16 protein-coding genes are annotated in these 12,503 nt (G+C 74.4%); 10 read left to right on the top strand and 6 right to left on the bottom strand.

All coding sequences use genetic code 11. From position 1 onward, the window contains the following. The first annotated feature begins 8 nt into the window (after window positions 1-8). The 8 genes from ACIP64_RS22970 to ACIP64_RS22935 all read left to right on the top strand — a co-directional run bounded on the left by ACIP64_RS22970 (window position 9) and on the right by ACIP64_RS22935 (window position 5,543). Window positions 9-302 (top strand): type II toxin-antitoxin system Phd/YefM family antitoxin, encoded by a 294-nt coding sequence (locus ACIP64_RS22970; protein WP_401589732.1) that lies wholly within the window; start codon window positions 9-11, stop codon window positions 300-302. Between the two features lie 261 nt (window positions 303-563). After that, window positions 564-878 (top strand): urease subunit gamma, encoded by a 315-nt coding sequence (locus tag ACIP64_RS22965; RefSeq protein WP_401589729.1) that lies wholly within the window; start codon window positions 564-566, stop codon window positions 876-878. Further along, entirely contained in the window at window positions 875-1,186 is a 312-nt protein-coding gene (locus tag ACIP64_RS22960; protein WP_360913894.1) for an urease subunit beta, read from the top strand. The genes ACIP64_RS22965 and ACIP64_RS22960 overlap by 4 nt, the downstream gene beginning before the upstream one ends. Beyond that, entirely contained in the window at window positions 1,179-2,900 is a 1,722-nt protein-coding gene (locus ACIP64_RS22955; RefSeq protein WP_401589725.1) for an urease subunit alpha, read from the top strand. Before ACIP64_RS22960 ends, ACIP64_RS22955 begins: the two co-directional genes overlap by 8 nt. A gap of 8 nt (window positions 2,901-2,908) precedes the next feature. Then, window positions 2,909-3,625 (top strand): urease accessory protein UreF, encoded by a 717-nt coding sequence (locus ACIP64_RS22950; RefSeq protein ID WP_401589723.1) that lies wholly within the window; start codon window positions 2,909-2,911, stop codon window positions 3,623-3,625. Window positions 3,626-3,634: 9 nt separating this feature from the next. Beyond that, a complete protein-coding gene (ureG, locus tag ACIP64_RS22945) occupies window positions 3,635-4,336 on the top strand; it encodes an urease accessory protein UreG (protein ID WP_401589720.1) in 702 nt (233 codons plus the stop codon). Next, window positions 4,333-5,094 carry an urease accessory protein UreD gene (locus ACIP64_RS22940; RefSeq protein WP_401589718.1) on the top strand — a complete coding sequence of 254 codons (762 nt, stop codon included), beginning with the start codon at window positions 4,333-4,335 and terminating at the stop codon, window positions 5,092-5,094. The genes ureG and ACIP64_RS22940 overlap by 4 nt, the downstream gene beginning before the upstream one ends. Before the next feature lie 5 nt (window positions 5,095-5,099). Further along, window positions 5,100-5,543 carry a type II toxin-antitoxin system PemK/MazF family toxin gene (locus ACIP64_RS22935; RefSeq protein WP_319660749.1) on the top strand — a complete coding sequence of 148 codons (444 nt, stop codon included), beginning with the start codon at window positions 5,100-5,102 and terminating at the stop codon, window positions 5,541-5,543. Window positions 5,544-5,714: 171 nt separating this feature from the next. Here ACIP64_RS22935 and ACIP64_RS22930 read toward each other — a convergent pair whose 3' ends face one another. From ACIP64_RS22930 to ACIP64_RS22920, 3 genes are all read right to left on the bottom strand, one after another. Further along, entirely contained in the window at window positions 5,715-6,032 is a 318-nt protein-coding gene (locus tag ACIP64_RS22930; RefSeq protein WP_360913904.1) for an antibiotic biosynthesis monooxygenase family protein, read from the bottom strand. A 292-nt stretch (window positions 6,033-6,324) separates the two neighbouring features. Continuing rightward, the gene (locus ACIP64_RS22925) at window positions 6,325-6,513 is read right to left on the bottom strand and encodes a hypothetical protein (protein WP_401589716.1); all 189 of its coding nucleotides are present in this window, start codon (window positions 6,511-6,513) and stop codon (window positions 6,325-6,327) included. A 66-nt stretch (window positions 6,514-6,579) separates the two neighbouring features. Beyond that, complete coding sequence (locus ACIP64_RS22920; protein WP_401589714.1) at window positions 6,580-7,488, bottom strand: LysR family transcriptional regulator; 909 nt, start codon at window positions 7,486-7,488, stop codon at window positions 6,580-6,582. Between the two features lie 78 nt (window positions 7,489-7,566). Between ACIP64_RS22920 and ACIP64_RS22915 the strand changes: the two genes are divergently transcribed. Both ACIP64_RS22915 and ACIP64_RS22910 read left to right on the top strand, forming a co-directional pair. After that, window positions 7,567-8,331, top strand: coding sequence for a hypothetical protein (locus ACIP64_RS22915; protein WP_401589711.1), 765 nt, complete (start codon window positions 7,567-7,569; stop codon window positions 8,329-8,331). Between the two features lie 107 nt (window positions 8,332-8,438). Further along, window positions 8,439-10,037 (top strand): alpha/beta hydrolase, encoded by a 1,599-nt coding sequence (locus ACIP64_RS22910; protein ID WP_401589709.1) that lies wholly within the window; start codon window positions 8,439-8,441, stop codon window positions 10,035-10,037. 84 nt (window positions 10,038-10,121) lie between these two features. On the opposite strand, the gene ACIP64_RS22905 is transcribed toward ACIP64_RS22910, so the two are convergent. The 3 genes from ACIP64_RS22905 to ACIP64_RS22895 are packed head-to-tail and all read right to left on the bottom strand — an operon-like array spanning window position 10,122 to window position 12,418. Continuing rightward, entirely contained in the window at window positions 10,122-10,475 is a 354-nt protein-coding gene (locus tag ACIP64_RS22905; RefSeq protein WP_401589707.1) for a cupin domain-containing protein, read from the bottom strand. 9 nt (window positions 10,476-10,484) lie between these two features. After that, window positions 10,485-11,318 carry a TIGR02452 family protein gene (locus tag ACIP64_RS22900; protein WP_401589704.1) on the bottom strand — a complete coding sequence of 278 codons (834 nt, stop codon included), beginning with the start codon at window positions 11,316-11,318 and terminating at the stop codon, window positions 10,485-10,487. A 26-nt stretch (window positions 11,319-11,344) separates the two neighbouring features. Next, window positions 11,345-12,418, bottom strand: coding sequence for an NAD-dependent epimerase/dehydratase family protein (locus ACIP64_RS22895; RefSeq protein WP_401589702.1), 1,074 nt, complete (start codon window positions 12,416-12,418; stop codon window positions 11,345-11,347). Window positions 12,419-12,503: the final 85 nt, after the last annotated feature.

Here is a 12,503-nt window from a genome sequence, read left to right as displayed (position 1 = left end):
TGGGGAGCATGGCCCACGAAGTCCCCGTGACACAAGCGCGAGCGGAACTCGCCGAGCTCGTCAACCGCGTCGTCTACGGCGGTGAGCGGGTGGTCCTGACGCGCCACGGCAAGCCGCTCGTCGCGCTCGTTTCCGCCGCTGACCTGCAACGACTCCAGGAACTCGACGAGGCGGCGGACGACGCCGTGGTCAGTACGGTCTCCTCGGTGCACCCCCCGGTGTCCGCCACGGGCGAACGGCGCCGCTTCGGCATCGCCGCCGAGCACCGCGGCACGACCGACGCCCGCCACGACGGAACCTGAGCGCTCGGCCGCCCGAGCCGTGCCCGCGCGCCCGGCCGACCGGGCCTGCCCGTGTCGTACCCGGCGGACCTGCGCCGTCGTGGCATGCTGCCCGGGATGCCCTGCCGGAACGGGCCGCCCGCACCCCGGTCCCGGAGCGGGGAGTTAACGCGGACGAAACGCCGCCGAACTAGCCTGCGGCTTCCGGCTGTCGGAGAGCGGCATCGCGGCCCGGGTACGGACCGCGGACCCGCTCACCCGGGACGACTGCGAGGTGTGGCCGTGCAACTGACCCCTCATGAGCAGGAACGCCTGCTCATCCATGTCGCCGCCGACGTGGCGGAGAAGAGGCGGGCCCGGGGCCTGCGGCTGAACCACCCCGAGGCGATCGCCCTGATCACCTCGCACATCCTGGAGGGCGCCCGCGACGGCCGGTCCGTCGCCGACCTCATGGCCTCCGGGCGCAAGGTGCTCACCCGCGACGAGGTGATGGAGGGTGTGCCCGAGATGATCCACGACGTCCAGGTCGAGGCCACCTTCCCGGACGGCACCAAGCTCGTGACCGTCCACGACCCGATCGCCCAGGGGCCCGCGTGATCCCCGGGGAGATCCTCCACGGCGACGGACCGGTCGAGCTCAACGCGGGCCGGCCGGTCACCCGGCTGGTCGTGCTCAACGCCGCGGACCGCCCGGTCCAGGTCGGCTCCCACTACCACTTCGCCGAGGCCAACCCGGGCCTGCGCTTCGACCGCGCCGCCGCCCGCGGCAAGCGCCTGGCCGTCGCGGCCGGCACCGCGGTCCGCTTCGAGCCGGGCCTTCCCGTCGAGGTGGAGCTCGTGCCGATCGGCGGCGCCCGCGTGGTCGAGGGGCTGCGCGGGGAGACCGGAGGTGCCCTCGATGGCTGAGCTGTCCCGCGCCGTCTACGCGGACCTGTTCGGGCCGACCACCGGTGACCGGATACGGCTCGCCGACACCGACCTGCTCGTCGAGGTGGAGAGGGACCTGTCGGGCGGGCCGGGCAGGTCGGGGGACGAGGTCGTCTTCGGCGGCGGCAAGGTGATCCGCGAGTCGATGGGGCAGTCCCGGGCGACCCGCGCCGAGGGCACCCCCGACACCGTCGTCACCGGGGCGGTGATCCTCGACCACTGGGGCGTGGTGAAGGCCGACATCGGCATCCGGGACGGCCGTATCGCCGCGATCGGCAAGGCCGGCAACCCCGAGACCATGGACGGGGTGCATCCGGACCTGGTCATCGGGCCGGAGACCGAGGTCATCGCGGGGAACGGCAGGATCCTGACCGCCGGCGCCATCGACGCGCACGTCCACTTCGTCTCGCCGACGATCGCCGACGAGGCCCTCGCGTCCGGCATCACCACCCTCGTCGGCGGGGGCACCGGCCCCGCCGAGGGCACCAAGGCCACCACCATCACCCCGGGATCCTGGCACCTGGCCCGGATGTTCGCCGCGCTGGAGCACTACCCGGTCAACATCGGCCTGCTGGGCAAGGGCAACACCGTCTCGCACGAGGCGATGCACGCGCAGCTGCGCGGCGGAGCGCTCGGCTTCAAGATCCACGAGGACTGGGGCGCCACCCCGGCCGCGATCGACGCCTGCCTCACCGTGTGCGAGGCCACCGGCGCCCAGCTCGCGCTCCACACCGACACGCTGAACGAGGCCGGATTCGTCGAGGACACCCTCGCGGCGATCGCCGGGCGCGGCGTCCACGCGTACCACACCGAGGGAGCGGGCGGCGGCCACGCTCCGGACATCATGACGGTGGTCGCGCACCCCAACGTCCTGCCCTCGTCCACGAACCCGACCCGGCCGCACACCGTCAACACCGTCGAGGAGCACCTCGACATGCTGATGGTCTGCCATCACCTCAACCCCGCCGTGCCGGAGGACCTCGCCTTCGCCGAGTCCCGGATCCGCCCCGGCACGATCGCGGCCGAGGACGTCCTGCACGACCTCGGCGCGATCTCGATCATCTCCTCGGACTCGCAGGCGATGGGCCGGGTCGGCGAGGTGGTGCTGCGCACCTGGCAGACCGCGCACGTGATGAAGAAGCGCCGCGGCGCGCTGCCCGGGGACGGACGGGCCGACAACCTCCGGGCACGTCGCTACGTCGCCAAATACACGATCAACCCGGCGGTCGCCCAGGGCCTCGACGGCGAGATCGGCTCCGTGGAACCCGGCAAGCTCGCCGACCTCGTCCTGTGGGACCCCGCGTTCTTCGGCGTCAAGCCCCAACTGGTCATCAAGGGCGGCCAGATCGCCTACGCGCAGATGGGCGACGCCAACGCGTCCATCCCGACGCCCCAACCGGTCCTGCCCCGGCCGATGTTCGGGGCGCTCGGCCGCGCACCGGGCCTGAACTCCGTCAACTTCGTCACCGGCGCCGCGCTCGACGACGGCCTGCCGGAACGGCTGGGCCTCGCCAAGGAGTTCGTCGCCATCCGCAACACACGCCGGGTCACCAAGGCCGACATGCGCGAGAACGACGCCATGCCGCGGGTCGAGGTCGACCCCGACACCTTCACCGTCCGCATCGACGGCGATGTCGTCGAACCCGCCCCCGCCACGGAACTTCCCATGGCCCAGCGCTACTTCCTCTTCTGAGCACGGCCATGACCACGACGACGCAGACAGCGGGCGGGGCCGTCCCGGCCGCGACACGGGCCGCGCTGCTGGTGCTGGCCGACGGCCGCTTCCCCGCGGGCGGCCACGCGCACTCCGGCGGCGCGGAGGCGGCGGTGAAGGCCGGCCGCATCCGCTGCCCCGCCACCCTGGAGTCCTTCTGCCGGGGCCGGCTGCACACCACCGGACTGGTCGCGGCGGCACTGGCCGCCGCCGCGGCCGCCGGCCTCGACCCGCTCGCGCTGGACGACGCCGCCGACGCCCGCACCCCCTCACCCGCGCTGCGCGCGACCGCCCGCCGGCTCGGCCGGCAACTCCTCAGGGCCGCCCGCGCGGCCTGGCCGTCCGACGCCCTCGACGCGCTCGCCGCCGCCCGCCCCCGCGGCGCCCACCAGCCCGTGGTCCTCGGGCTGACCGCCCGCGCCGCGGGCCTCGCGCCGCCGGACGCCGCCCACGTGGCGGGCTACGAGTCCGTGACCGGTCCGGCCACCGCCGCCGTACGCCTGCTGAGCCTGGACCCGTTCGCCGTGACCGCCGTGCTCGCCCGGCTCGCCCCCGACCTGGACGAGGTCGCGCGGCAGGCCGGCACCGCGGCACGGCGCGCCCTGACCGAGGGCACCGGCGCGCTGCCCGCCGCGTCCGCGCCCCTGCTCGACGTGTACGCCGAGCAGCACGCCACCTGGCCCGTACGCCTCTTCGCCTCCTAGGACGCCGCCATGCATCTCGACCACGACCACGTGCTGCCCGAGCGCTCCGGACAGGCCGTGCCCGCTCCGAGCGCCGTCCGCCCCGGCGGCGGCCGCCGCGCACTGCGCGTCGGGCTCGGCGGCCCCGTCGGCTCCGGCAAGACCGCCACGGTGGCCGCACTGTGCCGCGCGCTGCGCGACCGGCTGTCCCTCGCCGTCGTCACCAACGACATCTACACCCGCGAGGACGCCGACTTCCTGCTCCGCACCGCCGTCCTGCCGCCCGAGCGGATCACCGCCGTGGAGACCGGCGCCTGCCCGCACACGGCGATCCGCGACGACATCTCCGCCAACCTCGAAGCCGTCGAGGAGCTGGAGGAACGCCTCGGCCCGCTCGACCTCGTGCTCGTCGAGTCCGGCGGCGACAACCTCACCGCGACCTTCTCCAAGGGCCTGGTCGACGCGCAGATCTTTGTCATCGACGTGGCCGGCGGCGACGACATCCCACGCAAGGGCGGACCGGGTGTGACCACCGCCGACCTGCTCGTGGTCAACAAGACCGACCTCGCGCCCTACGTGGGCTCCGACCTGGACCGGATGGCCCGCGACGCGAAGGCGCAACGCGGCGACCTGCCGGTCGTTTTCACCTCGCTCGTCGCCGAGGACGGCGTCGCCCCCGTGGCCGAGTGGATCCGCGCCCGCATCGCCGACTGGACCGCGGTCCCCGCATGACCGGTGTCCGCGCCACCGCACGGATCACCGCCGCCCCCGACGGCCGCGGCGGCACCGCGCTGCCGGAGCTCGTCGGCGACGGCCCGATCGCGCTGCGCCGCACCCGGTCGTCCGAGGGCGGCACCGCCCGGGTCACCGTCGTCGGCGCCATGAGCGCGCCGCTCGGCGGCGACCGGCTCGCGATCCACGCGCGCGTGCTGCCCGGCGCCGCGCTGCGCGTGGACGCCGCGGCGGCGACGGTCTCCCTGCCCGGCCGGTCGGGGGAGCCCGCCCATTACGAGGTGCGGCTGACCGTCGGCGCGGACGCCGTACTGCACTGGCTGCCCGAGCCCGTCATCGCGGCCGGGGGCAGCGACCTGCGCATGACCACCACGGCCGAACTCGCCCCCGGCGCACGGCTCGTGCTGCGCGAGGAGCAGATCCTCGGCCGGGCGGGCGAGGAGCCGGGACGGCTCGTCTCCCGGCTGGTCGTCACGCTCGGCGGGCGCCCGCTGCTCGACCAGGCCCTGTCCTTCGGCCCCGGCGTGCCCGGCTGGTCGGGGTCCGCCGTACTGCACACGCACCGGGCGGCGGGCCAACTGCTGCTCGTGGACCCGGCGTTCGAGGAGAAGCCGGTCAGCCCGCGCCTCCTCGGCGAGGACCCGGAGCGGGGTGAGGCCGTGCTCACCCCGCTGGCGGGGCCGGCCGCCCTAGTCACGGCCGCCGCGGCGGACGGGCTGTCCCTGCGGGGCCTGTTGTCGGCTAGCGTGGGTCCGTGAGTTCGATAGACACCGATGACACCGAGAGCCCGGGCCGCTACGGCCCCGGCGCGACCACCGAGGCCGAGCCCGAGCAGGTCGGTCCCGTCCGCACCGAGTACTCCCCGGACCACGACGGAGACCCCGACCCCGGGGAAATCGTCTGGACCTGGGTCCCGTTCGAGGAGAACGACGGCCGCGGCAAGGACCGCCCGGTCCTGGTCGTGGCCCGCGAACCGGCCGGAACGCTGCTCGCCGTCCAGCTCTCCAGCAAGGAGCACAACGACGACCGGGAGTGGGTGCCCATCGGCTCCGGCCCCTGGGACAAGTCGGGCCGTGCCTCCTGGGTGAACGTCGACCGCGTGCTGCGCGTGCACGACGAGGGCATGCGGCGCGAGGCGTGCGCGCTGGACCGCGGCCGTTTCAACATCGTCGTGAACCGGCTCAAGGAGCTCTACCGCTGGCGCTGAGCCCCGGCCGACGTGACGGCCGGGCCGTGTCGTCACATGAGCCCCCCGGCTGCCGCCGGGGGGCTCCCGCCGCGTTGCCCCGTGGTTCGCGTGGCCGGGCTGCTCGGACCGTAGCCGGGGTGAGGCTGCCCGACAGCACGGCCGAGGCCCCCGGGCGGTGCGCCGCCCTGGTCACTCCGCCATGACGGAGTACTGCGAGGAGTCGTGCTCCAGCACGCACTTGCGCATGCCGGCGCGGCGGGCCGTGAACTCCTCGCTCGCGACGAACGCGAGGTACTGCTCCATGGACGCCCATTCGCTGGTCACGATCCAGCAGTCGGGGTCCTTCACGGATTTGCACAGCTGCGAGCTGATGAACCCGTCGGCCTTGGCGATGTCGCTGTGCACGAGGTGGTACGCCGCCGCATACTGGTCGCCCATCCCCTCGTGCAGCTGGATGCGCAGGACGACGCGTGTTTTCGTGGGTGAAGTCGTCGGTGAAGTGCTCATGACCCTCGACCTCCCGTGGGACAACGAGGACGCTGTTGCTTCGCCGGATGCTCACTCTGCGGGGCCGCCAGGCCACGGTGCGGGACGGCGGCGGGTCCGGCGGGCCGGGACCGCGAGGCGCGGCTCCCCGGCGGGTCGGTGACGTGACGGGAGGGTGTCCTTCCCCGCGTTTCCCATGAGCGGACTCCCATGGGGCGCGGGCACCCCGAATGCCGCCGTTCCACGACTGTGGCCCCCTCACCCGGGCGGCGCATTACCGATGAGCCGAACGGGTGAGGGGGCCCTTGGGGCGTCAGGCCGCGGGCTGCGGCACCCCGTCCCCGGTGAGCAGCGCGGCCAGGGCCCCGGCGGCTTCCCCGGGACCGCCGCGGCGGTGGAGGAGCTCGGTGCGGTGGACCAGTCGCGGCGCGGCCGGCGGCACCGCCGCCGACGGGCGGGGCAGCAGTACGGGGCCGAGTCCGGCCCGCACCAGGTCGAGCACGCCGCGCATGCTCGCCCGGGCGGCGCATTACCGATGAGCCGAACGGGTGAGGGAGCCCTTGGGGCGTCAGGCCGCGGGCTGCGGCACCCCGTCCCCGGTGAGCAGCGCGGCCAGGGCCCCGGCGGCTTCCCCGGGACCGCCGCGGCGGTGCAGGAGCTCGGTGCGGTGGACCAGCCGCGGCGCGGCCAGCGGCACCGCCGCCACGCCCTGCCGGCCCGCCACCGCCGAGCGGGGCAGCAGTACGGGACCGAGCCCGGCCCGCACCAGGTCGAGCACGCCGCGCACGTCCGGCCCCTCGTAGCGCACACCGGTGCGGAAGTCCTCGCCGGACGCTGCCGGGTGGAGCCCGGCGACCGGCACGGCAGCGGCGGGCGCGTCCACCCACAGGGCGTCGGCGAGGTCGGCCAGCCGCAGCCCGGACCGGCAGGCCAGCGGGTGGTCCGCGGCCAGGGCGACGACCAGTTCCTCCTCGGCGCACCGCACGGCACGCAGCGCACCCGCACCGGGCACCCCCAGCGGATCGCTCGGCGCGGCGGCGCCGTCCACGAGGCCGAGGTCCAGGTCCCCGGCCGTGACACCGGCGACCACCGCGGCCCGGTCCAGGACGCGCAAGGTCACCGCCGTGCGCGGCCGTTCCGCCCGCAGCCTGGCCACCGCGAGGGCGACCCGGCCCCCCATGGCCGGTGCCGAGAGCCCGGCCGTGATCCGTGCCGCCGGGGCTCCCGCCGTGCGGGTGACCTCGGCGCGGGCCGCCGCCAGGCGCAGCAGCAGCGGCTCCGCGTGCTCCAGCAGGCGCCTGCCCGCCTCCGTCGGCGCCACGGGCCGGCGCCGGAGCAGTTCCACGCCGAGATCGGCCTCCAGGGCGGCGATGTGCTGGGAGACCGCGGACTGGGTGTAACCGAGCCCCCGTGCGGCCGCGGAGAAGGAGGAGTGCCGGACCACTTCGGTGAAGGTGCGCAGCAGATGAGGGTCCACGGCGGATCAGTATCGCTTATCCGCCGTGCGGGAATCATCGTTGGACGTGATGCCGGCGGCGCCCCGAGGATGATGCGCATGACGTCGACCGCCGCGCCCGCTCGTGCCACCGCCCGCCTCGCCCTCGTCGGCGACCGCTCCGCATCCGTGCGGTCCCACCGCCGCGTACCCCGCCTGCTCGAAGCGCTCCGGGTACGGGACGGTCTGCTCCTGGACGCCTACTGGATCCCGACCGAGGAGGCCGAGGCGGCCGGGGAGACCGGAGGGGTCGAGGGCTTCGACGCGGTGTGGACGGTCCCCGGCAGTCCGTACCGCAGCGAGGCCGGCGCCCTGGCCGCCATCCGCACCGCCCGTGAACGGGGCATCCCCTTCCTCGGGACCTGCGCCGGTTTCCAGCACGCGCTGCTGGAGTTCGCGCGGAACGTGTGCGGCGCGACCGGCGCCGCACACGGCGAGAACGAACCCGGCGCGGGGGACGACGCGTTGATCGTGCCGCTCGCCTGCTCGCTGGTGGGGCACGAGGGGCCGCTGCTGATCACGCCCGGCTCGCGGACCGCGGCACTGCTCGGCGCCACCCGGACCGTCGAGCGGTACCACTGCGCCTTCGGCCTCAACCGCGAGCGCCTCGGTGAACTCGGCGGCCGGGGGCTGGTCTTCACCGGGCACGACCCGGACGGCGAGCCGCGGATCGCCGAACTCCCGGGCCACGCCTTCTACGTGGCGACCCTCTTCCAGCCGGAGCTGGCGGGGGACGGCTCGGTGCCGCACCCCCTGATCCGTGGCTTCGCCGCTGCGGCCGTCGCCCGCGCCGCCAACCGACTTGTCATGCATACGGCTTGGTAAAGATACGCCTGTGCGATCTTCTCCTGACGGCCATGCGGGCGAAATGATCCCTCTGAAGTTCTGTGCTCGCGCCGCCACAAGCGGCTCAACCGCAGGGGGACGTCATCGTGAGACGCACAGCCGTGCTCGGGCTCACCGGAGCCCTGATAGCCGGCACCGTCGTCGCCGCCGTACCGCAGACCGCGGTCGCGGGGGGCACCGCCCACGGACGCGAACACCATGTGAACGCGGAGGACATCGGCGTGCGGATCGCCGCCGCGCGCGCCGCCGATGCGGGCATCGACTGGGCGGCCTGCCCCGCGGACTGGGGCATCGCCGCCCCCGTCCAGTGCGGCTGGGTCACCGTGCCGGTCGACTACGCCAAGCCGTACGGCGCGAAGATCCGGATCGCCGTGGACCGCATCGGCAGCACGGGCACCGCCGCCGAGCGCCAGGGCGCCCTGATCTACAACCCCGGAGGCCCCGGCGGGTCCGGGATGCGCTTCCCGCTCCGCGTCACCACCAAGAACCCCATCTGGGCGGCGACCGCCAAGGCGTACGACTTCGTGGGCTTCGACCCGCGCGGCGTCGGCCACTCCGCGCCCATCTCCTGCGCCGACCCGCAGGAGTTCGTGAAGGCGCCCAAGGCCGACCCGGTCCCGGACAACGAGGCCGACAAGCGCGCGCAGCGCAAGCTCGCCGCGGAGTACGCCGAGGGATGCAAGGAGCGCACCGGCGCCGCGATGCTCGCCCAGATGACCACGCCCAACACGGCGCGGGACCTCGACGTCGTCCGTGCCGCGCTCGGTGAGCGCAAGCTCAACTACCTGGGCGTCTCCTACGGCACCTACCTCGGCGCCGTGTACGCGACGCTCTTCCCGGGTCACGTGCGCCGCATGGTCGTCGACAGCGTCGTCAACCCGGCCCGCGACCAGATCTGGTACCAGAACAACCTCGACCAGGACGTGGCCTTCCAGGGCCGCTGGGACGACTGGAAGGCGTGGGTCGCGAAGTACGACTCCGTCTACCACATCGGCAGCACCCCGGCGAAGGTCCAGGCGCAGTGGGAGCGGCTGCGCGCGACCGCCAAGGCGCACCCGATCGGCGGGCTCGTCGGCCCGGCCGAACTCCTCGGGCTCTTCCAGTCCGCCCCGTACTACGACTCGTCGTGGGCGACCGTGGCCGGGGTCTGGAGCAAGTACCTCGCCGGCGACACCCAGGCCCTGGTGGACGCGGCGGCCCCGGACCTGTCGGACACCGCGGGCAACATCGCCTCGGAGAACGGCAACGCGGTCTACACGGCGGTGGAGTGCACCGACTCCCCGTGGCCCCGCGACTGGCGCACCTGGGACCGGGACAACTCCCGGCTGCACGCCAAGTACCCCTTCCTGACCTGGGCCAACGCCTGGCTGAACCTGCCCTGCGCCACGTGGGGCGTCCCGCAGCGGAAGCCGGTGGATGTGCGGACCGGCAACGGCCTGCCGCGCGTCATGATCGTCCAGAGCACCCGTGACGCGGCGACCCCGTACTCCGGAGCCGTCGAGCTGCACCGGCGGTTCAAGGGCTCGCTCATGATCACGGAGAAGGACGCCGGCTCGCACGGCGTCACCGGCCTGGTCAACCCCTGCATCAACGACCGGGTCACCGGCTACCTCGTGACCGGCTCCCTGGACCGCCACGACGTCACGTGCACCCCGCACGCGGCGCCGGTGCCCCCCACGAGCTGACGTCCGCACCACCCCGCGCGAACGGTCCCGGCCCCCGGTCGAGGGGGCCGGGACCGTTCTCCTCCGGCGCCGGGAGCGGGACCGTCAGCTCAGGCGCACACCCGTCGTGCCCTCATTGCCGTCGCCGGTGTTGACCGTGCCGCGGGGCTCGAACATCAGGATGCGGGTGCCCTCCTCGGCACGCGGCCGGTGCCGGACACCCCTGGGCACCGTGAACACCTCGTGCGGGCCGAGGCTCACCGTGCGATCCGGCAGGTCCAGGTGCAGCCGGCCGGCCAGGACCAGGAAGAACTCGTCGGTGCCGGCATGGCTGTGCTCGGCGAATTCGCCCTCGATGTTGGCGACCTTGACGTCGTAGTCGTTGACCTCGGCCATGACGTGCGGGAGCCACTTCTCCTGCACGGCGTCCATGACGGTGTCGATGTTGCGTTTGTCCATGCTCTGTTCCTACTCCTTACTCGGGAACGCGGTGGCGAAGGCCGCGCGGGTGGGCGCGTCCCGCTGCCGGTCCAGAACAGCGAAGACGACCCGGTCGAAGCGCTCCGCGAAGCGGCCGCCGGGGGCCAGCAGTCCACGGAAGGCGGCGGCGACGCGCGCCGGGTCGTTGCGGAACACCCCGCAGCCCCACGCGCCCAGCACCAGCGCCCGGTATCCCCCCGCGGCCGCGACCTCCAGCACCCGGCCGGCCCGCGCGTCGATCGCGGCGGGCAGCCGGACGGCGGCCGACGGGTCTTGGCGCTCGACGACCCCCGCATTGGGCGCGGCGCAGGTGAGGAAGCCCACCGCGAACGGTTCCTCCAGCAACTTTCCGCGCGGGTCGCGGAACACCGGTACGCCAGGGGAGTGGACGACACGGTCGCTGTAGAAGGGGCTGCCGTCGGCGCGGTGCCACGCGTAGAAGTCCCGGGCGGCGAGCAGGGTCGTGTACAGCGCCGAGGAGCGGCACAGCGCCTCCTCCTGCGCCTGCGCGCCGTTGACGTAGCCGCCGCCGGGATTGCGGGCCGAGGCGAAGTTGAGGACCGCGACCGGGGCCGCGCCCTCGTGCACGAGCCGGCCGGCCGCCGCCAGGCTGTCCTCGCCGGTCACCTCGAAGGCGGTCGGCGCCGTCAGGGCCGGGGCCGCTCCGGGCTCGACGGGCTCCGGCCCGAGGATCCGGGTCCCCGCGACGGCCCGTTCCACCGCCGCGCCGATCGACACCTCGGTCCCGCGCGCCGTGCGGTAACCGCCCGCGGCGACAACGGACTCCGTCTCGCGGGCGATCGCCCGCAGCCGGGCACTCATGCCTGATCCTTTCGCACGCCGGAAGGCTAGTGGGGGCTCCTCCGGGGAGCGAGGGGTTTTTCCGCGGCCAGCCAGCGGTCCTCCGCCGCGTAGTCGAAGAGGTCGCCGAAGCGGTCGTACGTCGTGGCCAGCACCGGGAACGCGGCACGCCAGTCGTGTTCGCCGAGCCGTGCCACGAGCTCGTCCACGGTCTCCGGCAGCGATTCCACCCAGGTCGTCATGGCGCGGTAGCCCAACTCGCGTTCGGCGGCCGCCATGTCGAGCACGAAGGGGTGCGCCGCGCTCCAGGGGGTGTCGCCGACGTTCGGGGCGGGCGGCGGCCCGTCCACCAGGACGGTCTCGGCGTCATGGCCCAGGAGTGCGCCGATGGCGGTGGCCATCTCCGCGACCGTCGGGGCGTACGGGTCGCCGGCGTTGAGGACCCGCGAGCCGGGGCGGCGGGCGGCGAGCCGCACGAGCTCGGCCAGATTGGCGGTGTGGACCGGGTGGAAGCGGCTCTCGCCGTTGTGGGCGAGGATCAGGACCGGCCGCTTGTCCAGGGCACGCTTGACGAAGTACAGCTCGCGCGGACGCAGGCTGTGCGGCCCGTGGATCGCGCCCGCCCTCAGCAGTGTGGTCGGCAACCGGTCGCCCGCCGCCAGGAGTTCACGCTCCAGGGCGACCTTGCGGGTGGCGTAGTCGTCCGGTCCGGCCGGCACGAGCGACTGGGTCTCGGGGACGGGGACCGGCAGGACCGGGGCGCCGCCGGGTTCCCCCTGGGTCTGCAGGCTGCGGCCCCGGTCGTCCTGGTAGACCGAGCAGCTGGAGACGACGACGGCCGAGCCGATCCGGCCCGACAGGTCCAGCAACTGGCGTGCGTGTTCCGGCCCGTACGCCACGCAGTCCAGCAGCAGGTCGCAGCCGTCGCCGAGGGCCGCGGCCAGCGCCGCGGTGTCCTCGCGGTCCACCAAGACCGGCCGCACCCCTTCGGGCCAGGGCACATCGCCGCCGCCCCCGCGGGAGGCCGCACGCACCTCCCAGCCGTCCGCCGCGAGCGCACGCACCGCAGCCCGCCCGATCTGCCCCGTCGCCCCGATCACGAATGCCGTTTGCGTCGTCATGCGGCGACGCTAGGCGGCCGCGCGCGGCCCGGGCCAGGCCGGTTCGCCCTGCGCGGATCCGCTGACGGCGCAAAGGGGCGGGACG

The organism is Streptomyces sp. NPDC088733 (assembly GCF_044751185.1).
Lineage (GTDB): Bacteria > Actinomycetota > Actinomycetes > Streptomycetales > Streptomycetaceae > Actinacidiphila.
Note: the sequence above shows the minus strand (reverse complement) of the source record. Positions and strands in the feature narration are given on the sequence as shown.